Source organism: Streptomyces sp. T028 (genome assembly GCF_048159505.1).
In the GTDB taxonomy this organism is placed as follows: domain Bacteria; phylum Actinomycetota; class Actinomycetes; order Streptomycetales; family Streptomycetaceae; genus Streptomyces.
On record NZ_JBLRVZ010000003.1, the window covers coordinates 152,416 to 173,697 of the forward strand.

General features: G+C 71.0%; 18 protein-coding genes. 8 read left to right on the forward strand and 10 right to left on the reverse strand.

Annotated features, from left to right (window positions below):
* Positions 1-7: 7 nt before the first annotated feature.
* Both ACLZN2_RS03255 and ACLZN2_RS03260 read right to left on the reverse strand, forming a co-directional pair.
* Positions 8-1,930, reverse strand: coding sequence for a GMC family oxidoreductase (locus ACLZN2_RS03255; protein ID WP_416976791.1), 1,923 nt, complete (start codon positions 1,928-1,930; stop codon positions 8-10).
* Entirely contained in the window at positions 1,927-2,340 is a 414-nt protein-coding gene (locus tag ACLZN2_RS03260) for a hypothetical protein (protein ID WP_416976792.1), read from the reverse strand. The genes ACLZN2_RS03255 and ACLZN2_RS03260 overlap by 4 nt, the downstream gene beginning before the upstream one ends.
* A 273-nt stretch (positions 2,341-2,613) precedes the next feature.
* Here ACLZN2_RS03260 and ACLZN2_RS03265 point away from each other — a divergent pair, with 273 nt between their 5' ends.
* Entirely contained in the window at positions 2,614-3,477 is an 864-nt protein-coding gene (locus ACLZN2_RS03265; RefSeq protein ID WP_416976793.1) for a leishmanolysin-related zinc metalloendopeptidase, read from the forward strand.
* Between the two features lie 75 nt (positions 3,478-3,552).
* On the opposite strand, the gene ACLZN2_RS03270 is transcribed toward ACLZN2_RS03265, so the two are convergent.
* Positions 3,553-4,479 (reverse strand): GNAT family N-acetyltransferase, encoded by a 927-nt coding sequence (locus tag ACLZN2_RS03270; protein WP_416976794.1) that lies wholly within the window; start codon positions 4,477-4,479, stop codon positions 3,553-3,555.
* A 177-nt stretch (positions 4,480-4,656) separates the two neighbouring features.
* Between ACLZN2_RS03270 and ACLZN2_RS03275 the strand changes: the two genes are divergently transcribed.
* Positions 4,657-5,385, forward strand: a complete 729-nt coding sequence (locus tag ACLZN2_RS03275) for an FAD binding domain-containing protein (RefSeq protein WP_416976795.1) — start codon at positions 4,657-4,659, stop codon at positions 5,383-5,385.
* A gap of 69 nt (positions 5,386-5,454) precedes the next feature.
* On the opposite strand, the gene ACLZN2_RS03280 is transcribed toward ACLZN2_RS03275, so the two are convergent.
* Positions 5,455-6,501 (reverse strand): DUF6745 domain-containing protein, encoded by a 1,047-nt coding sequence (locus ACLZN2_RS03280; protein WP_416976796.1) that lies wholly within the window; start codon positions 6,499-6,501, stop codon positions 5,455-5,457.
* Positions 6,502-6,523: 22 nt separating this feature from the next.
* The gene (locus ACLZN2_RS03285) at positions 6,524-6,850 is read right to left on the reverse strand and encodes a hypothetical protein (RefSeq protein WP_416976797.1); all 327 of its coding nucleotides are present in this window, start codon (positions 6,848-6,850) and stop codon (positions 6,524-6,526) included.
* A 195-nt stretch (positions 6,851-7,045) separates the two neighbouring features.
* Between ACLZN2_RS03285 and ACLZN2_RS03290 the strand changes: the two genes are divergently transcribed.
* From ACLZN2_RS03290 to ACLZN2_RS03310, 5 genes are read left to right on the forward strand one after another with little or no spacing between them, the layout of a single operon-like run.
* Positions 7,046-7,999 carry an STM4015 family protein gene (locus tag ACLZN2_RS03290; protein WP_416976798.1) on the forward strand — a complete coding sequence of 318 codons (954 nt, stop codon included), beginning with the start codon at positions 7,046-7,048 and terminating at the stop codon, positions 7,997-7,999.
* Complete coding sequence (locus ACLZN2_RS03295; protein WP_416976799.1) at positions 7,996-9,117, forward strand: STM4014 family protein; 1,122 nt, start codon at positions 7,996-7,998, stop codon at positions 9,115-9,117. The genes ACLZN2_RS03290 and ACLZN2_RS03295 overlap by 4 nt, the downstream gene beginning before the upstream one ends.
* 7 nt (positions 9,118-9,124) lie before the next feature.
* Positions 9,125-9,937 (forward strand): STM4013/SEN3800 family hydrolase, encoded by an 813-nt coding sequence (locus tag ACLZN2_RS03300; RefSeq protein WP_416976822.1) that lies wholly within the window; start codon positions 9,125-9,127, stop codon positions 9,935-9,937.
* Positions 9,934-11,265, forward strand: a complete 1,332-nt coding sequence (locus ACLZN2_RS03305; protein WP_416976800.1) for an STM4012 family radical SAM protein — start codon at positions 9,934-9,936, stop codon at positions 11,263-11,265. Before ACLZN2_RS03300 ends, ACLZN2_RS03305 begins: the two co-directional genes overlap by 4 nt.
* Before the next feature lie 10 nt (positions 11,266-11,275).
* A complete protein-coding gene (locus tag ACLZN2_RS03310) occupies positions 11,276-12,160 on the forward strand; it encodes an STM4011 family radical SAM protein (protein ID WP_416976801.1) in 885 nt (294 codons plus the stop codon).
* An 82-nt stretch (positions 12,161-12,242) separates the two neighbouring features.
* On the opposite strand, the gene ACLZN2_RS03315 is transcribed toward ACLZN2_RS03310, so the two are convergent.
* The 5 genes from ACLZN2_RS03315 to ACLZN2_RS03335 form a co-directional block, all read right to left on the reverse strand.
* Positions 12,243-14,270, reverse strand: coding sequence for an RICIN domain-containing protein (locus ACLZN2_RS03315; protein ID WP_416976802.1), 2,028 nt, complete (start codon positions 14,268-14,270; stop codon positions 12,243-12,245).
* Positions 14,271-14,390: 120 nt separating this feature from the next.
* Positions 14,391-16,436, reverse strand: a complete 2,046-nt coding sequence (locus ACLZN2_RS03320) for a beta-galactosidase (protein ID WP_416976803.1) — start codon at positions 16,434-16,436, stop codon at positions 14,391-14,393.
* 211 nt (positions 16,437-16,647) lie between these two features.
* Entirely contained in the window at positions 16,648-17,988 is a 1,341-nt protein-coding gene (locus ACLZN2_RS03325) for an ABC transporter substrate-binding protein (protein WP_416976804.1), read from the reverse strand.
* A 100-nt stretch (positions 17,989-18,088) separates the two neighbouring features.
* A complete protein-coding gene (locus ACLZN2_RS03330) occupies positions 18,089-19,015 on the reverse strand; it encodes a carbohydrate ABC transporter permease (protein ID WP_416976805.1) in 927 nt (308 codons plus the stop codon).
* A 4-nt stretch (positions 19,016-19,019) separates the two neighbouring features.
* Complete coding sequence (locus tag ACLZN2_RS03335) at positions 19,020-19,946, reverse strand: carbohydrate ABC transporter permease (protein WP_416976806.1); 927 nt, start codon at positions 19,944-19,946, stop codon at positions 19,020-19,022.
* Between the two features lie 229 nt (positions 19,947-20,175).
* Here ACLZN2_RS03335 and ACLZN2_RS03340 point away from each other — a divergent pair, with 229 nt between their 5' ends.
* The gene (locus ACLZN2_RS03340; protein WP_416976807.1) at positions 20,176-21,231 is read left to right on the forward strand and encodes a LacI family DNA-binding transcriptional regulator; all 1,056 of its coding nucleotides are present in this window, start codon (positions 20,176-20,178) and stop codon (positions 21,229-21,231) included.
* The last annotated feature ends 51 nt before the right edge of the window (positions 21,232-21,282 follow it).

Sequence of the window (21,282 nt, forward strand, 5' to 3'; positions counted from 1 at the left end):
GCGCGGATCACGCCGCCCGCCGGTCGGCGAGGATCACGTCGCTCGCCTTCTCGCTGATCATGTAGACGGGTACGGCGACGAAGAACCCGGGAATACGGGGGAACACCGAGGCGTCGACGACGCGCAGCCGGTCCACTCCACGCACCCGGAAGGCGCTGTCGACGACGGCCGAGGGATCGTCCGACCGCCCCATCCGGCAGGTGCAGGACGCGTGATGGCCCCACGCCTCGTCCCGCACGAACCGGCGTACGTCCTCGCGGCCGCCGACCTGCTTGCCGGGCCACAGTTCCTCGCGGATCACCGAGCCGGCCCTGCGGTTCATACCGCGCACGAACTCCACGGCGTCCGCCATCGCCTCGAGATCCAGGTCGTCCTTGTCGGTGCCCTCGGCGAAGTAGTGGAAGTTCACGAGCGGGGTGTCCCGGAAGTCGGCGGAGCGCAGGCGCACCCGGCCCCCGGTGTTGTGGGTGCGGCTCTTGAGGACGGCCCAGGTGAAACGGTCCCGGTGCCGCGTCAGGTCGAGGGAGTAGCCGGGCCGGTAGCCGCGGAAGTCGAAGGGCCCGCCGAACACGAACAGATCGGGAACGTCCAGCTCGGGGCGGGACTTGCGGGTGACACCGACGACCGCGCCATTGGTCGTGTACAGGCCCTCGCCCCGCTGCCAGGCCCGGTAACAGCGGTCCGGCTCGGTCCCGGGCCGCGGCGCGTGGAAGTCGCAGTCCGCGACGACGGGGAACTCCCGGTCCATCCGGCTGACCACGCCCACCTCGTACCGGTCCTGCAGATGCGCTCCCACGCCCTGCAGATCGACCCGTACCGGGATGCCGTGCCGGCTCAGCTCCTCACGCGGTCCGATGCCCGACAGCATCAGCAGCTGCGGTGAGTTGAACGCCCCCGCCGCCAGGATCACCTCCCGGGAGGCGAGGACCCTGCGCAGGACCGGCGGCCCGGCGGCGGGCCGGCTCGCCGGGTCCGCCCGGTAGGCGTGCGCCTCGTCCAGGTAGTCGACGCCCGTCGCCGCCCCACTCCCGTCCAGCACCACCCGGGCCGCCAGGGCGTGCGTACGGACCACCAGAAGGCCCGGATGGTCGCGCTCCGCCGCGCGGACCCGCTCCCGTACGGCGCTGCGCCGCCCGTCGGCCGTGGACAGGGGGATCTGCCACAGCCCTTGCAGGGCCCGCGTCTGCGCCTGCCAGTCGTTGGGGTCGACGAACGAGCCGAGCCCCTCCAGCGGGGACAGCGGCCGGTCGAGGAAGTCTGCGAGAGCGCTCTCCGCCGCGGAGAGGAGCACCTTCAGCAACTGCTCGTCCTGGACGATCAGCGCGGGGTCGGCCAGGGCGGTCGGCAGCCAGCCGTCGAAACCGTGCCGCGCGGTGTTGCGGTACCGGCCCGCGAGGAAGGGCAGCGCCCTCAACAGCGCCGCCAGCAGCGGGTTGGCGGGCGGCTCCTTGGGCCTGGGCCGGTAGGTGCAGCGCTCCAGCCGCTCGAAATACCGGCGCATGGCCGTGCTGTGCCAGCTCGCGTCGCCGGTCTCCTCGGCGATCGCGTCCCAGTCGCGGTTGTACGGATAGACCGTGATCAGCGCGTGGTGTGCGGTGCAGCCGCCGACGGTCCCCGCGCGCGGGTAGAGGACGCCCCGGTCCGAGACGACCTTGCTGTCGCGCCGCTGCTGCCGCTCGTCCTCGTAGTGCCGTACGAAGTAGTTCCAGCACTGGGCCGGGTCCTCGGAGGCGTCGGCGTGGAAGGCGGGGACCAGGTAGGTGTCGTTGTCCGTGGCACCGCCCGCGTCGAGCAGCAGGGTGCGCCGGCCCGCGGCGGCGAGGTTGGCCGCGAGCGGCCCGCCTCCGGCACCGGCGCCGACGACGACGTAGTCGAAACCCGTCTCGGCGTCCGTCCCGGCCGGGGGAGCGGCATCGGGCCCGGCGGTCACTTCCGCCCGCCCTCGGAGGAGTTGGGCGGCGCGAGGCCGGCGGTCGCGGCCAGGACCGTGTTGGTGGCCGAGATGAGCGTGGTCAGGATCGCGGTGCGCGGCGGGAGCCGGCCGCTGAGGCCGAGCAGGGCCGCCGTAGCGGTGTCACTGGCGTGGATCAGGATCCCCTCGCGCAGGTCCTCCCGGAGCTGCTCGCCGTGGTGGGTCAGCAGGTCCAGGCCGAGCAGGACGGTGCGGATGCCGAAGAGCCGGAAGGCGTAGACGGCGGCGGGGCTGTGCGGCTCGCGGCCCGGGTCCAGACGCCGGATGAGCAGCGTCGGCGCCAGCAGACCGGTGGCCCCGTTGAACACGCGGATTCCCGCGAGGGCGTAGACCGGGGCGGAGCGGGGGAGGGCACGCTTCACGGCCATGATCTCTCCTGAAGCTGCGGTGAAACGAAGCTGCGGTGAAACCCCCCTCGAAAACACCCGAATACCAGTCTAGGAAATCCGCTGCTCACCTGCATCTCAGGAATCTCAGGGATCTTCGGGATCTGCGGGATCTGCGGGCCGGAACGCATTCAAGTTGAATTTCACACTTCTGTCCGCCCCTTGCCTTTGTTCCGAACGGGCAGCGGCAACCCGTTCGGCCTAGTGTGACAAGGGGAGGGATTCTTTCCGGAGCCGACGGACGGGAGAACGGAAATGGGCAAGGTCGCCACCAACACGTTCCAGACGTATCGAGCGGTCGCCAGTTTCGAACGGGCCAGGGAAGTCGCCAGAACCACGTCTCCGTTCACCATCGAGGTCCGTTTCCTCGGCGGACTGACGAGCAATCAGCAGGACGCCTTCGCGGCGGCGGCCGACCGATGGGCGCGGGTCATCGTGGGTGACCTGGACACCGCGGTCGTGGGCGGGGACATCATCGACGACCTGCTGATCGAGGCCGAAGGCGTGACCATCGACGGCCCCGGCCGCATCCTGGGCATGGCCGGACCCACCGATTTCCGCGACGAAACCGCGCAGTTCGGCGCGAATCTGCCGGCGAAGGGCGTGATGCGTTTCGACTCCGCCGATCTCACCCAGATGGAAGCGGAGGGCACACTCGTCGACGTGATCACCCACGAAATGGGACATGTCCTCGGCATCGGCATCCTCTGGACGCCGTTCGGGCTCCTCAAAGGCGCCGGCACACGGAACCCCACCTTCGTGGGCGAGCGGGCCATGGCCGAGTTCGCCGCACTCCTCGGCGAAGAGGAGCCCGTCCCGGTACCGGTCGCCAACTTCGGCGGCCCCGGCACCCAGGACAGCCACTGGCGTGAGGCCGTCTTCGTCAACGAACTCATGTCGCCGTTCATCTCCGCCGCGGGCAACCCGCTGAGCCGGATGACCGCGGCGAGCCTCGGCGACCTGGGCTACCAGGTCGACCTCGACGGCGCGGAACCCTACAGCCTCCCGGATCTGCTCCAGATCGCCCGTGAAGGCGCCCTGGTACCGCACACCGCGCCGATCGGCGACGGCATGATGCTGCCGGTCGTACCCACCCGACTGCCCGCCGCGACCCCTTAGGAGTTCCGCCGCCGGTGGCGGCACTCGGGCCCTTCTGATGGCTGTGCGACCGCGGAGGACCGGTGTGCTCCGCGGTCAGCGCACGACGCCCTCCCAGGTGTCCACCGCGTAGTGCACGGTCATCCCGTGGCGGGCGTACAGCCGGGGCGCGCCCGTGGCGTTGGAGGTGTCCACGCCGAGCCCCACCGTGTCCCGCCCCCGGGCGGCGAACGCCGCGAAGGCGTGCCGCAGCATCAGCCCGGCGAGACCGCGCCCCCGCGCCTCGCGCAGCACACCGAGGCTGCGGATCCAGCCCATCGCCTCACGGTCGTCGCGGGCCAGCAGGAACCCGGCGTCCCCGAGCTCGTCCGTGCCGACGATCCACACCAGCGACCAGTCGAGCCCGTCGGCGTCCACGTCGTGCAGCCACTGCTCGTAGCCGCGCGGCTGGAAGTCGAAGTGCTCGGCGAACGTGGCCTGGTACAGCTCGTGCACCCGGGTCCGGTCCGCCTCCGTGGCGCAGGACCGAAGCCGCACCCCGGCGGGCAGTGCCGGCACCGTGTCCTCGGCACCGTCCAGGGGCCGGCGCAGCACGTGATAACGCCGTACGACGGACCAGCCGCGTTCCGTGAGCAGTGAAGTGTCCAGCGTGGGCGCGATGTTGAGGTTCAGGTGCACCACGGCGCGCCCGGCGCCGTTGTCCCGTGCCTGCTGCAGCGCCCGCGCCTCCATCGCCTCCAGGACGAGCCGTCCCGCGTCCTGCCGGTCGGGCAGCACGTAGTGGTCGATGTCGATGCGCTCGCCGCCCGAGTTGTCCCACAGCAGCCCGTAGGCCACCAGCCGGCCCCCGTCGAAGGCGAGCCACGTGTCCCGCTCGAGGTCGGTCTCGGGATGCTTCAGATCGGCCTCGACGGTGTGCAGATCCGTCTCGGGCCGGCCGATCTCGATCAGGTCGACGGCGTTGAGCAGTTCGGTCACGGCGGGCGCGTCGGCGAGAGCGGCGGGGCGCAGGACGTAGGACATGGGGCAAGGGTCGGCAGCGGCGGAACCGGCCGCAACGCATTTTCCCTCGGCACGCGGTGCCGCCATGAGCCCTGTATGCGCCCCCGTGCGCCTGGGCAGAATCCGTTCTGCCATTGATCACGCGGGGGAGTGACACGTGCCTCCCCTCGAACTACCCGGGAAGGCAGGTCGGTTGTCGTGCAGTTGCGTCTTCCCGCCTCCATATCCGAAGCACAGCAGTGTCTGGCCGAGGGGGCGGTACCGATCGGCGGGGCCACACTGGTGTGGGCCGCCTGGCAACGGGACGGCTTCCCGGAACAGGCGGTGTCCCTGCGCAACGTGCCGGAGGCGAACGTCGTCGGCTCCGAGGAGCTCGGCGGTGCCGTCCTGCTGCACCGCGTCGACACCACCCTGCCCGAGGTGCTGCACCGGGCGGCCTCCGGCATCGGAACCGGCGCGGTGCGCCGCACCGCCACGGTCGGCGGCAACATCGTCGGCAGCACCCTGCGCTGTCTGCTCCCCGCGGCGCTCGTCCTCGACGCCCGCGCCACGGTCCTGGAACCCGACAGCGTGTACGACACCGATCTCACCGAGCTGGTGACCAAGCGTCCGCTGCTGCTCGGCCTGCGCTGGCGCACCCCACTGGTGACCGGCTACCGCAAGGTGGAGGGCGAGGCGGGCGGCCCTCCGCCGCTCGTCGTGGCCGCCGCGGTACACGCCGACGGCGACGGCAACCGTCCCGGGCAACTGCGCGTGGCCGTACGCGACGGCTACGAGGTGCTCAGCGAGAGCACCCCCTTCGACACGGACGCCGACCAGGTGCTGCACGCCCTGGAGCGCACGGACCTCGCCGCCCTGCCCGCCGAGGCCCGGGAACAGCTCCGCGAACAGGTCACGGACGTCCTGGCCCGCGCGGGCCAGGTCTGAGGCCCGGCGGTCGCGAGCCTCCTGCTGCGGGGATATGACACAGGCTCTGACGCCCGACGACGTTCACCCTCACGTCTCCTGCAGCGGCTGATACACGTCCGCCCCCAGACCGAACGTCCAGGCGACCCCCTCGCGTGCCTTCATGGTCGACGGCGGTACCCGCAGCCAGTACGTGCGCCGGGTACCGTCCGGCTCCGGGGTGGAGTTGAGGACCTCCACCATCACCACGGGCTCGTCGTTCGCGAGGTCGATCCGCCACAGCGTGCCCGTCTCGTCCCGGTGGACGGGGCGGGCGCCGGAGTCCGCCAGATAGCGGTCGTAGCCGTAGTACTCCAGCATCACCCGGCGCAGTTCGGCGTTCTCCTCGGCGCGGATCCGCTCCGGGGTGAGCGCCGGCAGTTCCGCCAGGAAGCCGGCCGGCACCGGCATGCCCCGCCAGGCGTACAGGGCGAAGCCGTCGGGATAGGCGAGCGCCGGACCGTCCCCGTGGTCGAGCCGCCCCGCCTCGTCGCGGTGCAGGGCCACGGGCCGCTCGGACACCACCGCCACCCGCGCGAACGGCCACCACCACCCGGCGCTGCGGGACACCGAAGCCAGCCCGTCGAGGGGACCGCCGTCCGTCGGGAACGCGGCGAGCCACGGCGCGTCGTGCTGCCCCAGCACCGCGTCCAGCAGGATCAGCCGTATCTGCGCGGCCTCCTTCCCCGAGTCCCCGCCGGCCAGTTCCTCCAGGATCCCGGTGCGGATCCGGTCCACCAGCGCCTGGGTGGAGTCCCACAGCCGGCCACCGGTCGCCGCCCAGTGCGCCGGCCAGCCCGCCGGGCCCAACTCCGCGTGCAGCCGCTGCCGTTCCCCCGCCCAGGGGGCACTGCGCACGGTCTCGCGCACGCTCGGACCGGTGTCCGTCATCGCCCGGATCAGCGTCACCGCCCCGCGCGGCGAGCCCGCCCACACCACCTGCTCCGGCTCGGCGAGCCCGGCCTGCCGGTAGGCACGGCGCACACCGGCCTCGGCCGCCGCCCGGTCGGCGGGACCGGTCGCCGCGGCGCACGCACGCCACGCGGCGACACTCCCGTCGGAAGCCACTGCCGTCACCTGAACACCCGTCGTCGTCATCTGCGCTTCCCCCACTCCCTGTTCAGTCCGCCACGATCCGCACGGAACCCGGCACGTACTCCCGCTGCCGGATCACCCGGAACCAGCCCTTCGGCAGGGCGATCACCGCGTGCTCCTCGTGCACCACCCGGCCGCCCTGCGGCAGATGCAGCAGCAGCGGACCGAACGGCCCCGGCTCGCGCACCAGATCACCCGGCCCCACCACCGCGTGGGCGTGCCCGGTGACCTCGCCCAGCGCCAGCACCAGCCGCCCCCGCCCGTCCCGGGCCTCCCGCGGCGCCTGCGCCACGTGCGGCGGCACCGCCTCCGCGTCCACGGGCACGATCAGCACGTCTCCCTGCCGGTACATGACTCTCCCCTCACCGCCTGGTGCACCACGCACCGGCCTCATGACCACGACCGTACGGGCCACCACTGACAACGCCCTCGAACCGGCCCTCGAACCGGCCCCGAACCCGGGCCCCGCCGCCGGGCGTTGTCAGTGCCTGTTGGTACAACTGCGGGCATCAGGGATCGCACACACTTTCCGCACAGGAGCAGCCGCATGTCCTACGCCCGCCACCTCGTCTCGCTGTACCGGCTGCCCGCCCACGACTTCCCGGGCCCCAAGGGACGTACGGACGACCTGCCCGACCCGGACGGCTTCGCGTGGCGGATCACCAGCGACGTCTACGACGCCGACGAGGAGTGGCCGGCGGCCTTCGCCCGCTTCTGCGCCGCCGTGGACACCACCCGTGTGCGGGCCCTGATCGTCGGCGCCTGGAAGGAGGCCTACGAGGAGGACCCGTCCGAGGTCATCGAGGCCCTGGTCGCCGCCCGCGACCGCTTCCCCGCGCTGCGCGCCCTGTTCCTGGGCGACATGGAGTCGGAGGAGTGCGAGATCTCCTGGATCAACCAGACCGACGTCACCCCCCTGCTGACCGCCTTCCCCGAGCTGGAGGAGTTCGGGGTGCGCGGCGGATCCGGGCTGCGGTTCCCCGCGGTGAGTCACGGCGCGCTGCGCAGACTGGTCGTCGAGACCGGCGGGCTGCCCGCCGAGGTCGTGCGGGGCGTCGGCGGCAGCGACCTGCCCGCGCTGGAGCACCTCGACCTGTGGCTGGGGACCCCCGAGTACGGCGGCGACAGCGAGCCTGCCGACCTGGAGCCGATCCTGTCCGGTGCCCGCCTGCCGAGCCTGCGTCACCTGGCCCTGCGCAACAGTGAGACGCAGGACGCCGTCGCCGCGGCCGTCGCCTCCGCGCCGGTCGTCGCCCGCCTGGAGGTCCTGGACCTCTCCATGGGCATCCTCACCGACGAGGGTGCCGCCGCCCTCCTCGGCGGCCAGCCCCTCACCCACCTCAGGAAACTCGACCTGCACCACCACTACCTCACCGAGCCGCTCCAGGACCGCCTGCGGCAGACCCTGGCGGGTGTCGAGCTGGACCTCGACCGCGGCGGTGCCGACGAGGACGCGGAGGACGACGGCAGGGTCTGGCGCTGGGTCGCCGTCGGCGAGTGAGCGCACCGCACCGGGACCTGCCCCGCTTCGCGGTGGTCGGCAACCCCGAGAACCGACGTGTCACCCTCTTCGCGGACGCGGTGCGCACGGCCGGCCTGCCCGCGCCGCGCGTCGTCCCCTGGACGGACGTCCTGCGCGACGGGGGAGCCGACTTCACCGGCGACGAGACCGTCCGCATCGACTCACCCGGTGAGAACAGCGAGGTGGACCGCCTCCTGCGGGGCGTCGACGACCCCACCCGCGTCGAGGGCTCGGGCCGCTGGTACGCCGGGTTCACCGCCGCGCTGCACGGACTGCGCGGCGGCGCGCGCCTCGACGACCCGGAGGACCTCGCCGTCCTGTTCGACAAACGCCGCTGCCACGCCGTCCTCGACGCCGCCGGGGTCCCCGTACCCGCCTCGCCCACCTCGGGCCCGGGCGCGGCTCCGGTGCGCGGCTGGGACGACGTACGGGCGCTGATGCGCGAGCACCGGATGCACCGGCTGTTCGTGAAACCCGCGCACGGATCGTCCGCGTCGGGCATCCTCGCCGTGGAGGCGGGCGGCGGCCGGATCAGGGCCACCACCCCCGTGGAGCTGGCCCCGGACGGCCGCCTGTACAACTCCCTCAAGGTGCGCCGCTACGAGAGCGAGCGCGACATCGCGGCCGTCGTCGACGCCCTCGCCCCGGACGGCCTGCACCTCGAACGCTGGCTGCCGAAGGCCTCCCAGGAGGGCCGCGCCACCGATCTGCGGGTCGTCGTCGTGGCCGGCCGCGCCACCCACGCCGTCGTCCGCACCAGCCGCTCACCCATGACCAATCTCCACCTCGGCGGCAGCCGCGGCGACCTCGACGCCGTCCGCCGCTCCTTCGAGGCGGCGGGCACCCGCTGGGCCGACGTCCTCGGGGTGTGCGAGAGGGCCGCGGCCTGCTTCCCGCGCACCCTCTGCGTCGGCGTCGACCTGCTCCCGGCCGTCGGCTGGCGCAGCGCCGCCGTCGGCGAGGTCAACGCCTTCGGCGACCTGCTGCCCCGCCTGACCGGCCTGCCCGGCAGCGGCGCCGAGGACCTGGACACCTACGGCGCCCAGGTGGCCGCCGTACTGCACGACCGGCACAACAGAGGAACACCCCATGCCTGAGCCCGACATGAAGGAAGTCGTCGGCAGTCACGACATCCTCCTGGTCACCCTCGACACCCTGCGGTACGACGTGGCCGCGGAGCTCGCGGAGGCGGGTCGCATCCCGAACCTCGCCCGTCGTCTCCCCGGCGGCCGCTGGGAGAAGCGGCACGCCCCGGGCAGCTTCACCTACGCCTCCCACCAGGCGATCTTCGCGGGATTCCTGCCGACCCCGGCCGCCCCCGGACCGCATCCGCGCCTGTTCGCGGCGAGCTTCGCGGGCAGCGAGACCACCGCCGACGGCACCTTCGTCTACGACACCCCGGACCTGGTCTCCGGACTGGCGAAGGCCGGCTACCACACCGTGTGCGTCGGGGGAGTGGGCTTCTTCAACAAGCAGGGCCCGCTCGGCTCGGTCCTGCCCGGACTCTTCCACGAGTCCCACTGGGCACCGGAGTTCGGCGTCACCTCACCGCACTCCTTCGAGAACCAGATCGCCCGCGCGGAACAAGTGACCCGTGAACTCCCCGCCGACCAGCGACTGTTCCTCTTCGTGAACGTCTCCGCCCTGCACCAGCCGAACTGGTTCCACCTACCCGGCGCAACCCGCGAGGCAGGAGACACCCGCGCGACCCACGCCGCCGCCCTGGAGTACGTCGACCGGCACATCGGCCGGCTCCTCGCCGCCGCGAGCAGCAGACGCCGCTGCTTCGCGATCGTCTGCTCCGACCACGGCACCGCCTACGGCGACGACGGCTACACCGGCCACCGCCTCGGCCACGAGTCCGTGTGGACCGTGCCGTACGCCCACTTCTTCCTGGACCCCGAGGCCGCCGTATGACCACCGCCCAGCTCACCAGCCCCTACCAGCACTACGTCTACGCCTACCCGCACAAGACGGCCTACCGCAGACTCCACGACCGGCCACCGCTGGCGAAGCTCTGGGCGGACGAACCCAAGGACGCCCTCTCCCTCTACCTCCACATACCGTTCTGCGAGGTCCGCTGCGGCTTCTGCAACCTCTTCACCCGCATCGGCGCCCCCGACGGCCTGACCGGCGCCTACCTGGACGCCCTGGACCGGCAGGCGAGCGCCGTACGGGAGGCCCTCGGGGACACCGGCGAGGTCCGGTTCGCCACGGCCGCCTTCGGCGGCGGCACACCCACCTTCCTCACCGCCGCCGAGCTGGAGCGGCTCTGCGACATCGCCGAGCACCGCATGGGCGCCGACCTCGGCGCGGTCCCGCTCTCCGTCGAGGCGTCGCCCGCCACGGCCACCGCCGACCGGCTCGCCGTCCTGGCCGGGCGCGGCACCACCCGGCTCAGCCTGGGCGTCCAGAGCTTTGTCGAGACCGAGGCCCGCGCCGCCGTACGCCCACAGCGCCGCGCCGACGTCGAGACCGCCCTCACCCGCATCCGCGAAGCCCGCATCCCGGTCCTCAACATCGACCTCATCTACGGCATCGACGGCCAGACCGAGGACAGCTGGCTGCACTCCCTGGACGCGGCCCTCGCCTGGCGCCCCGAGGAGCTGTACCTCTACCCGCTCTACGTCCGCCCCCTCACCGGCCTCGACCGGCGCGGCACGAACAGTCCCGACCCGGCCTGGGACGAACAGCGTCTGAGCCTCTACCGGACCGGCCGCGACCATCTCCTCGCGCACGGCTACATCCAGCAGTCCATGCGGATGTTCCGCCGCGCCGACGCCCCGCCCCAGGGCGCCGACGACTACGCCTGCCAGACCGACGGCATGATCGGCCTCGGCTGCGGAGCCCGCTCCTACACGGCCGGACTGCACTATTCCTTCGACTACGCGGTCGGCATGCACGAGATCCGCGGCATCATCGACGACTACGTGGGCACGACCGACTTCGCGCACGCCGAGGTCGGCCACCCCATGACCCGCGAGGAGTCCCGCCGCCGCCACCTCCTGCAGTCCCTGCTCCAGGCCGAGGGGCTCGGCGTCGACGACTACCGCGCCCGCTTCGGCAGCACCCCCACCGAGGACTTCGGCCCCGAACTCGCCGGATTCGCCGACCGGGGCTGGCTGACGGACGACTCCGGGCTCCTGCGGCTCACCGCCGAGGGCCTCGCCCACTCCGACGCCATCGGCCCCGGGCTGTTCTCCCCGGCCGTGCGCGCCGCGATGGCCGCCTACGAGCGGAAGTGACCGGCCGGCCATGGACCTGACCCTCCTCTACCGGGGCCCGCTCGCCTCCTGCGACTACGACTGCCCCTACTGCCCGTTCGCCAAGCGTCGCGACTCGACAGCCCAACTACGCGCCGACCGCGCCGCGTTGGAACGATTCGCCGCATGGGCCACCGACCGGACCGACGACCGGCTCTCCCTCCTGTTCACCCCGTGGGGAGAGGGCCTGGTCCGCTCCTGGTACCGGCGCACCCTCGCCGAGCTGTCCCGCCTCCCGCACATCCGCCGGGTCGCCATCCAGACCAACCTCAGCTGCCGCACCGACTGGCTCGCCGACGCCGACCCGCAGACGCTGGCCCTCTGGTGCACGTACCACCCGGGCCAGACCCCCTACAACCGCTTCCTCACCAAGTGCCGCGACCTGGCCGACCGGGGCATCCGCTTCAGCGTCGGCGTCGTCGGCCTGCCCGAGCACCTGGAAGCGGCCCGCCGCCTGCGCGCCGACCTGCCCGAGCACGTCTACCTGTGGATCAACGCGGCCGACGGCCACACCTACGAGGACGCCGACGCCGAGCGGTGGACCGCCCTCGACCCGCTCTTCCCGTACAGCCGCCACCCGCACACCAGCGCCGGACTGCCCTGCCGCACCGGCGAGTCGGTGATCTCGGTCGACGGCGAGGGCACGGTCCGCCGCTGCCACTTCGTCCGCGCCGAACTCGGCAACCTCTACGACGGCTCCTACCGCACCGCCCTGCGCCCCCGCCCCTGCCCGCTCGCCGTCTGCGACTGCCACATCGGCTACGTCCACCTGGAAACCCTGCCGCTGTACGACGTCTTCGCGGGCGGCGTCCTGGAACGCATCCCCGCACAGCAGACCGCCCGCACCACGAGGATCGCGATGCGGGCGGCACCCTAGGGGCGCGGGACTGTGTCCGACATGCGGCTCCGCCGCGGGGCGCGACGAGCCACGACGATGGCCGCAGACGAACGACGGCAGGTCAGGACGTCACATCAGTGATCCTCCACCGCTGGTTGGAGCCGGAGTTGGCCTGCCAGGTGGTGACCGCGGCGCCCTCGTTGGTGGCCTGGCCGCCGACTTCGAGGAGGCGCCCCGTGGCCACGTTGACGAGGGTCCAGGTGCCGTCGCCCGTGGTGGACAGGATCCACTCGGTCGCCGGGTCGCGCTCACCCGTGTCCGGCTCGACGACCGGCACATTGTCGCGCACGGCGAGCCGCTTGCCCTCGGCCGGGTTGGCGAAGACGTACCGTTGACGGTTGCCGGTCCTGCCGTAGCGCGCGTCGAGCTGCCACTCCTGGGCGACCGTGCCGTTGGCCGAGCCGATGACGAGGTTCGTGCCGTTCGCGGCGACCGTCACCGCCTTGCCGCTCTGCACACCGGTCAGCGTGTAGGAGTGACCCTTGCTGAAGAGACCCGCGTTCTTCGCGACGCCCGAGACACCCTTGACGGAGAAGGAGGTCACGGACTGGGCGGGCACGGTGTAGGTGGCCCTGCCGTCGACGACGTCCACCGGGGCCTGCCGCACGAGCTTGCCGTCGGCGCTGGTCACGGTCGGGGTGACCGTCGCGTTGTCCTTGATCGTGCGGAACTTCGACAGGTCGATGGTGACCGTGCGCGCCGCGGTGGTGGAGTTGACGTGGACGAGCGAGGCGCCCTTGCCGTCCTTGGTCACGGCGGCGGCGCTGGAGGTGTCGTCCACCTTGATCAGCTTGTCGCCGGGCTTGATGAAGTGGGTGAAGTTACGGGCCGTGTCGAACTTGGTGTTCGTGTAGATCGGGCACGACTCGAGCGTGTCCGTGGAGGTGCAGCTGAACGGGAGCTGGATGGACCCCCAGTTGCCGCCCTTGGCGGACTCGCCGCCCGGCTTCATGTTGTCGTAGTCCTCGACCGGCTGCCAGAACACCCAGGCCTTGGGCTCCAGTTCACGCAGGTCGTCGACCATCCGCTGGGCGAGGCCGAGGCCCGGGCGCATGTCGGTGAAGCTCTGCCCGTCGCCCCAGTCGCCCTCGACCTCGCTCATCCACAGCGGCTTGTCGGCCGCCTTGGCGAGGTCGCGCACGGTGGTGCGCTGACCGGTGCCGTAGGTGTGGACGTTCATCTGCCCGACGGCGTCCTTGGACGCCTGCGAGTAGGAGTTCCAGTTGGTCGCGAAGATGCTCGGGTTGGTCTCGTCCATCGCCGAGATGTCCGCCTTGACCTTGGCCTTCTTCAGCGCGGCAGGAAGCGCGGCGAGCACCTTCTGCTGGAGCTCGGGGCCGATGTGGGCGCCCTCCTGCCGGCCGCCGACCGGCTCGCCGTCCGCGCCGAGGGTGGTGCCCCAGTAGCCGGTGTTGGGCTCGTTGAACGGGTCGATCGTGTCGACCTTGATGCCCTCGGACTTCTCCAGCAGCCTGGTCGCGCCCGCGAGATACGCGGCGAAGTCGTCGACCGAGTCGGTCTTGAGCTGGTCGGCCTTGGAGTTGAACCCGCCGGAGACGTACCCGCTGACGGTCATGAACCACGGCGGGGAGTTGCTGAACGTCTCCCAGTGGTCGATGTCGTTCTTGATGCGGTCCACCCACCAGCGCTGGGTGGCGTCGGCGTCCTTGTTCCAGTCCGCCGCGTCGTCCGCGCTCCACCAGTCGGTGTCCGTCCGGGTGGTGCCCTCGGGCGCCTTCCACCAGCCCTCGACGGCGCCGCCCGCGCGCAGATAGTCCGTGACGTCCGGCGCGTTGCCGCCGCCGATGTTGTACCGGGCGATGTTCAGCGCGAGCCCGTCGTCGCCGAAGAGCAGCTGCGCGAGCTTCTCACGGATCGCGGGCGGATAGTCGCCGGTCGCGTTGGCGAACCAGACCAGACTGGTGCCCCAGCCCTCGAACTTGTCCTGCTTGTACGACGGATCCGGCGTCACGGTGACGGCGGAGTCGGCCTGCGCCTGAGCGGGGACGCTCAGCAGGGCGGCCCCGGTCGCCAGGGCGGTCAGCGCGGCGGCCCCGAGGGACCGTCTGCTACGGGTACGGCGTGCCATCGATGCTCCCAACTGCGGTGCGGTCGCTGTGGTGGGCCCCTCCCGCCGCGCGGGCTGGAGGGGATGGCCCCCGGCACGGGTCAGGCCGTGCCGGGGAGTCGTGGGGGTGCGGTGCGGGTGCTACAGGGCCTGGCGCAGTACGGCGACCGCGCGCGGCCCGAGGACCAGGGCGCCGTCCGTACGGTCGTCGCCGACCAGGACGTCACCCTCCAGGCCGGTCACCGGCACCGCCGCGTCGGTGCGGTTGACCAGGAAGAGGAACCGTTCCCCGGCCCCGCGGCGCACGGTCAGCTCGACCGAACCCCGTGCCTCCTCGGGGAGCTCGCTGCTCACCCCGGCCGGTTCCAGCAGCCGCGGCAGCAGCGAACGCAGCCCCTCCACGCCGAGGCGGGTGGAGACGTAGGCGGCGGAACCGGTGCCCGTGGTGCGCCGGGTGACCGCGGGGCGGCCCGTGTGCACACCACTGCGGTAGCGGGCGAGGACCTCGGTGTCGGAGTCGTCGGCGACGGTGATCCGGTCGGTCCACAGGGTGCCCGTGCAGGAGTCGTCCAGCTCGACGCTCTCCCCGGCGAGCAGCGGCCCGAACTCCTCGATGCGGATGCCGAGCAGGTCGCGCAGGGCGCCCGGGTAGCCGCCGAGCCAGACGTGGTCGTTCTCGTCGACGATGCCGGAGAAATAGGTGGTGATCAGATGGCCGCCCTGCTCGGCGTACCGCGTCAGCTCCTTGGCGAGTTCGGCGGGTACGACATGCAGCACGGGCGCGATCAGCACCTGGTGGCGGGAGAGTTCGGCGCGGGTGGTGACCAGGTCGGCACGGACGCCGAGGGCCAGGAGCGCCGAGTACCAGTCGAGCGCCTCCTGCCGGTAGTCGAGCAGCGAGGTGGGGTGCGAGTCCTGTTCGCTCGCCCACCACGAGTCCCAGTCGTAGAGGATGCCGACGGCCGCGGTCTCCCGCTCCGCACCGGCCACGGGGGCCAGCGCCTTGAGCGTGGCGCCCAGTTCGGCCACCGCGCGGAAGACGTCGCTGTCGGCGCCGGCGTGCGGGACCATCGCCGAGTGGTACTTCTCGGCGCCGGCCGCCGACTGCCGCCACTGGAAGTAGCACACCGCGTCGGCGCCGTGCGCCACGTGCAGCAGCGCGTCACGGGCCAGCTCGCCGGGCCGCTTCGCCACGTTCACCGGCTGCCAGTTGACCGCGCTGGTGGAGTGCTCCATCAGGAACCAGGGCCGCCCGGCGGCGATACCGCTGGTGAGGTTGGCGGAGAACGACAGTTCGTCGCGGTCCTGCGGGCCGGGGTGGACGTAGTGGTCGTTGGAGACGAAGTCGATCTCGCCCGCCCAGTCCGGGTAGTTCATGCCCTTGGTGCCGCCCATCACCATGAAGTTGGTGGTGACCGGGACGTCGGGCGTGATCTCCCGCAGGATCTCCCGTTCGGCGATCAGATGGTCCTTCAGGGCGTCCGAGGAGAACCGCTTGAAGTCCAGCTGCTGGGTCGGGTTGGGGTGCGAGGCGGCCAGCCGCGGCGGCAGGATCTGCTCCCAGTCGCCGTAGCGCTGCGACCAGAACGCCGTGCCCCAGGCGTGGTTGAGCGCGTCGAGCGTGCCGTAGCGGGCGCGCAGCCAGACGCGGAAGGCGCGGGCCGCGTCGTCGGAGTAGTCGTGGACGTTGTGGCAGCCCAGCTCGTTGGAGACGTGCCAGGCGACGAGCGCCGGGTGGTCCTTGTAGCGGTCGGCGATGGTGCGGACCAGACGCAGGGCGTGCTCGCGAAAGACAGCGGAGGTGGGCCGCCAGTGCTGGCGGGCGCCCGGCCACACCGTCTCGCCCTGCGCGGTGACCGGCAGGATCTCCGGGTGGGCCGTGGTCAGCCACGGCGGCGGGGAGGCGGTCGCGGTGGCGAGGTCGACGCCGATCCCGCCCGCGTGCAGCAGGTCCATGATCTCGTCGAGCCAGCCGAAGTCCCAGGTGTCCGGGCCCGGCTGGATCCGGGCCCAGGAGAAGATCCCCACGGAGACGACGGTCACGCCGGCCTCCCGCATCAGCCGGACGTCTTCCTCCCACACGTCCCTGGGCCACTGCTCGGGGTTGTAGTCGGCGCCATAGGCCAGACGCGGGGCGGGTTCACCGTCCGCCCCGCGCAGCATGCGGGACTGGAGGGTGGAGATCATGGCGGTCCTTCCGAAGGGTGGTGCACGGGGGCGGCGCGGCCCGGGAGCCGCGCCGCCCGGCGTTGACGTACTGCTGCTACGAGAACTACCTCTCGGGAACGCTTTCCCGAGGACTACTTCTCGATGGTGNGGCGCGGCCCGGGCGCCGCGCCGCCCGGCGTTGACGTACTGCTGCTACGAGAACTACCTCTCGGGAACGCTTTCCCGAGGACTACTTCTCGATGGTGAAGCCCTGCTCCTCGCCGTACTTGACCGAGGCCTCCTGCCAGGCCTTCAGACCGTCGGCCAGCGTGGTGGAGGAGACGTAGGCCTTGCCGACCGTGTCGTTGAAGATCGAGTTGGCGTACGGCTGGAAGGGCAGGTACGACCAGTCGTCGGCGACGTTCGCGGCGGACTCGGCGAAGATCTCGTTGGCCTTCTGGCCGCCGAAGTACGGGAACTCCTTGTTCTTGAACTCGGTGGACTGCAGCTCCGCGACGGTCGCCGGGAAGGCGCCCTCGTTCACGCGGGTGGCCACACCGTCACCGGCGTTCGCGTACTCGACGAACGCGTAGGCGAGTTCCTTGTTCTTGCCCAGCGCGGGCAGCGCGAGGGAGGAGCCGCCGTTCTCGGCGCTCGCCTTGTCGCCCGCGGTCCAGGCCGGCATGGCGGCGGCGCGCCAGTCACCCTTGGCGTTCGGGACACCGGTCTCGAAGTTGGCGGGCATCCAGGCACCGGTGGCCAGGGTGGCGATGGTGCCGTCGCCGAGGCCCTTGTACCAGTCGTCGGTCCAGCCGGTGATCGGGGCGAGAAGCTTCTCGTCGATCAGCTTCTGCCAGACGGTCTCGAACTTCTTGGCGCCGGCGTCGTCGAAGTTGATGGCGACCTTGGTGCCGTCGACCTTGTAGGGGCGCGAACCGGCCTGCCACAGCATGGAGGTGGTGAAGCCCGCGTCACCCGTGTCGTTGGCGATGTACGCCTTCGGGTCGGCCTTGTGCAGCTTGCGGGCCGCCTCCAGGTACTCGTCCCAGGTGGTCGGGACGGCGATCTTGTACTTGTCGAAGACCGTCTTGTTGTAGAAGAGCGCCATCGGACCGGAGTCCATCGGCAGACCGTAGACCTTGTCGCCGTCGTTGACCGCGTTCCACGGGCCCGGCGTGAACTTGGAGGCGAGCTTGTCGGCGCCGTACGGGGCGATGTCCGTCAGACCCTTGGTGAGGGAGTACTGGCCGAGCGCGAAGTACTCGACCTGCGCGACGTCCGGGACGCCCTTGCCGGCGGAGATGGCGTTCGACAGGGCGGTGTAGTGCTTGTCGCCGGACCGCTCGCTGACCAGGTTGATCTTGACCTTGGGGTACTTCTTCTGGAAGTCGGCGGCGACCGACTTCAGGGTGGGCTCCCAGGCCCAGACGGTGACCGAGCCGCCCTTCTTCAGGGCCGCCTGGATGTCACCGGCGGAGACCGCCTTGGTGTCCGAGCTGTCGTCGTCCGAGCTGCCACAGGCGGTGGCGCCCAGGGCCAGGGTGGAGAGGAGGGCGAGGCCGCGCAGGATGCGGCTCGTTGATCTGCGCATGAGGGTGTTTCCACTTCTTCGTGGGTGGGGCGGGTGAGGGTGGGGGTTGCACAAACACGGGGTGGAACGTGGGGCTTGGGGGCGGCCGGGGCCGCGGGGGTCACTCCTTGACGCTTCCGGCGGCGAGACCGGACTGCCAGTACTTCTGCAGGAACAGGAAGGCGGCGATCAGCGGCAGGATCGTGAGCAGCGAACCCGTGATCACGAGGTTGTAGATCACGTCGCCGCCGATGGTCTCCGCCTGGGAGTTCCAGACCCCCAGGCCCAGGGTGAGCGGGTACCAGTCCGCGTCCTTGAGCATGATCAGCGGCAGGAAGTAGTTGTTCCAGGTGGCGACCGTGGTGAACAGCAGCACGGTCACGATGCCGGGCGCGAGCAGCGGGAGGGCGACCGTGAAGAAGGTGCGCACCTCGCCGGCGCCGTCGATCCGCGCGGCCTCGAGGAGTTCCGTGGGAATGGCCTCGGTGGCGAACACCCACATCAGGTAGAGGCCGAACGGCGACACCAGCGACGGGATGATCACCGCCCACGGGGTGTCGGTCAGGCCCATCTTGCTGAACATCAGGAACGTGGGCACTGCGAGGGCCGTACCGGGGACCGCGACCGCGCCGATGACCGTGGCGAAGACCCCCTTCTTGCCCGGGAAGTCGAACTTCGCCAGCGCGTACCCGCCGAGCACCGCGAGCAGGGTGGCACCGCCGGCGCCGAGTACCACGTACAGCACGGTGTTCAGCAGCCAGCGCAGGAACTGGCCGTCGTGATAGGTGAACGTGTCGTGGATGTTGTCCCAGAGGGCGAAGTCATGGGCGAACCACAGGCCGGAGGAGTCGGCCAGACCCTTCTGGGTCTTCGTCGAGTTGATGACGAGCCAGATCAGCGGGAACACGGTGTACAGGACGACCAGCGAGGTCAACACGGTCAGCAGCTTGCTGCGCCGGGGGCGTCCGGGGGTGTGCTTCTTGCGGGGGGTCCGCAGCTGGGGGGCGGTGTTCTTCGCGGGGGAGGCGGTGGTGAGAGGGCTGCTCATCGGGTCACGCTCCCTTGCGCATGCCGCGCAGCTGCACGACGTAGGCGATCACCATCGTGATCAGGCCCATGATGATGGCCACCGTCGCGGAGTAGTTGTGCTGCTGGCCGTTGAAGGACAGCGAGTACGTGTAGAAGTTCGGGGTGTAGTCCGTGGTGATGGCGTTGGGCGCCAGCGGACGCAGGATGTTCGGCTCGTTGAACAGCTGGAAACTGCCGATGATCGAGAAGATCGTCGCGATGACGAGCGCGCCCCGGATGGCGGGCAGCTTGATCGCGGTGATCACCCGCAGCTGTCCGGCGCCGTCGATCTCCGCCGCCTCGTAGAGGGAGTTGGGGATGACGCGCAGCGCCGAGTAGAAGATCAGCATGTTGTAGCCGACGAACTCCCACGTCACGATGTTGCCGATGGACGCCAGCACCAGGTCGGGGGAGAGCGGGTCGGGCAGCTCGACGCCGAACGCGTCGTTGAAGTCGCCGACCAGGCCGTACTGGGTGCCGTACATGAAGCCCCACATCAGGGTGGCGACCACGGCGGGCACCGCGTACGGCAGGAAGATCGTGATGCGGAAGAAGCTCTTGCCGTAGAGCCGCCCGCTGTCCAGGGCCAGCGCCACCAGAAGGGCGATGCCGAGCATGATCGGCACCTGCACCGCGAGGAAGAGTGCCACCCGGCCGAGCGACGCCCAGAACTGGTCGTCCTTCAGTGCCTGGGTGTAGTTGTCCAGGCCGACGAAGGTGTTGCCGCCGATCAGCTGGTCGCGGAAGAGACTCAGATAGATCGAGTAGGCGATGGGGGCCAGGAAGACCAGGGCGAACACGGCCACGAAGGGACCTATGAAACCCCACCCCGCCCAGGAGCGTCGGTCCCGTCTCGCCGGAGGCGGTGCCGGCCTCGGCTCGGCGGCCGCCGGCGGTTGCAGCGTCGTCATGTCGTTCCTCGCTTGTGCGGTGGTGGAACCAGCGGTGGTGCGGAGATTTCCGGCCGCCCCACCGGAACCCATGATGTTTACGCAAACATCGGCCACGCAAGAGCCTTGGCAGACTGTTATGTTTACGTAAACATTGGATGGCGGCATGTCTACACTGCCCTGATTACGATGGTCAAGGGTCCTTTGGGGAAGACCGTGACACCAGTTCGGACAGAGAGGCGGGGACGCCATGGAGATGGCTGAAAGAACCCCGGCGAAGACGCCGAAACGTGGCCGGGTCACCGCCTCCATGGCCGATGTGGCTCGGATGGCGGGGGTCTCCTCGCAGACCGTCTCCCGGGTCTCCAACGGTTACGCCGGTGTGAACGAGGAGACGCGGCAGCAGGTGCTCGCCGCGATGAAGGAGCTGGGCTACCGGCCCAACAGCGCGGCCCGCGCGCTCAAGCGCGGGGAGTTCCGCACGATCGGCGTTATCACCTTCTCGCTGTCCTCGACGGGCAACGTGCGGACGCTGGAGGCGATCGCCAACTCGGCCGCCGCCGAGGGGTACGCGGTGACGTTGCTGCCGGTCGCCCTGCCCACCCAGGACGAGGTGCGCGGCGCGTTCTCGCGGCTGGAGGAACTCGCCGTCGACGCGGTGATCGTCATCATGGAGGTGCATCTGCTGGACGCGGCGACGATCATGCTGCCGCCGTATGTGCAGGTGCTGGTCGTCGACTCCGACGCCGGGGACCACTACACGGTCGTCGACACCGACCAGGCGGGCGGCAGCCGTACCGCCGTGCGGCATCTGCTCGACCTCGGGCACGAGACGGTGTGGCATCTCGGGGGACCCGAGGATTCCTTCGCCGCGCAGCGGCGTACGGACGCGTGGCGTGCCGCGCTGACCGAGGCGGGGCGTACGGCTCCGCCACTGATCCGGGGCGACTGGTCGGCGGAGTCGGGGTACCGGGCCGGGATCGAGCTGGCCGCGCGTGAGGACTGCAGCGCCGTCTTCGTCGCCAACGACCAGATGGCGCTGGGGCTGCTGCGTGCGCTGCAGGAGCGGGGGAGGCGTGTGCCCGAGGACGTCAGCGTCATCGGGTTCGACGACATTCCCGAGGCGGGGTCCTTCATGCCGCCGCTCACCACCGTGCACCAGGATTTCGCGGAGGTGGGGCGGTTGTGCGTGCGGGCCGTACTGCGCAAGATGCGCGATCCGGACGACGGGGCCAGGGGGACGACGTTGGTGCCTACCCGGTTGGTGGTGCGGGAGAGTACGGCTCCGCCGTCGGGGGCTCGGTAGTTTTCGGGGTGCGGCTGGTGTGTGGCCGGTCGCGCCCACGCGGCGGAGCCG

Excerpts from the sequence above, each read along its gene's own strand:
- ACLZN2_RS03260 (WP_416976792.1), bottom strand. The coding sequence starts at position 2,340 with ATGGCCGTGAAGCGTGCCCTCCCCCGCTCCGCCCCGGTCTACGCCCTC.
- ACLZN2_RS03315 (WP_416976802.1), bottom strand. The coding sequence starts at position 14,270 with ATGGCACGCCGTACCCGTAGCAGACGGTCCCTCGGGGCCGCCGCGCTG.
- ACLZN2_RS03325 (WP_416976804.1), bottom strand. The coding sequence starts at position 17,988 with ATGCGCAGATCAACGAGCCGCATCCTGCGCGGCCTCGCCCTCCTCTCC.
- ACLZN2_RS03290 (WP_416976798.1), top strand. The coding sequence starts at position 7,046 with ATGTCCTACGCCCGCCACCTCGTCTCGCTGTACCGGCTGCCCGCCCAC.
- ACLZN2_RS03305 (WP_416976800.1), top strand. The coding sequence starts at position 9,934 with ATGACCACCGCCCAGCTCACCAGCCCCTACCAGCACTACGTCTACGCC.
- ACLZN2_RS03330 (WP_416976805.1), bottom strand. The coding sequence starts at position 19,015 with ATGAGCAGCCCTCTCACCACCGCCTCCCCCGCGAAGAACACCGCCCCC.
- ACLZN2_RS03265 (WP_416976793.1), top strand. The coding sequence starts at position 2,614 with ATGGGCAAGGTCGCCACCAACACGTTCCAGACGTATCGAGCGGTCGCC.
- ACLZN2_RS03270 (WP_416976794.1), bottom strand. The coding sequence starts at position 4,479 with ATGTCCTACGTCCTGCGCCCCGCCGCTCTCGCCGACGCGCCCGCCGTG.
- ACLZN2_RS03310 (WP_416976801.1), top strand. The coding sequence starts at position 11,276 with ATGGACCTGACCCTCCTCTACCGGGGCCCGCTCGCCTCCTGCGACTAC.
- ACLZN2_RS03335 (WP_416976806.1), bottom strand. The coding sequence starts at position 19,946 with ATGACGACGCTGCAACCGCCGGCGGCCGCCGAGCCGAGGCCGGCACCG.
- ACLZN2_RS03340 (WP_416976807.1), top strand. The coding sequence starts at position 20,176 with ATGGAGATGGCTGAAAGAACCCCGGCGAAGACGCCGAAACGTGGCCGG.
- ACLZN2_RS03300 (WP_416976822.1), top strand. The coding sequence starts at position 9,125 with ATGAAGGAAGTCGTCGGCAGTCACGACATCCTCCTGGTCACCCTCGAC.
- ACLZN2_RS03285 (WP_416976797.1), bottom strand. The coding sequence starts at position 6,850 with ATGTACCGGCAGGGAGACGTGCTGATCGTGCCCGTGGACGCGGAGGCG.
- ACLZN2_RS03320 (WP_416976803.1), bottom strand. The coding sequence starts at position 16,436 with ATGATCTCCACCCTCCAGTCCCGCATGCTGCGCGGGGCGGACGGTGAA.
- ACLZN2_RS03280 (WP_416976796.1), bottom strand. The coding sequence starts at position 6,501 with ATGACGACGACGGGTGTTCAGGTGACGGCAGTGGCTTCCGACGGGAGT.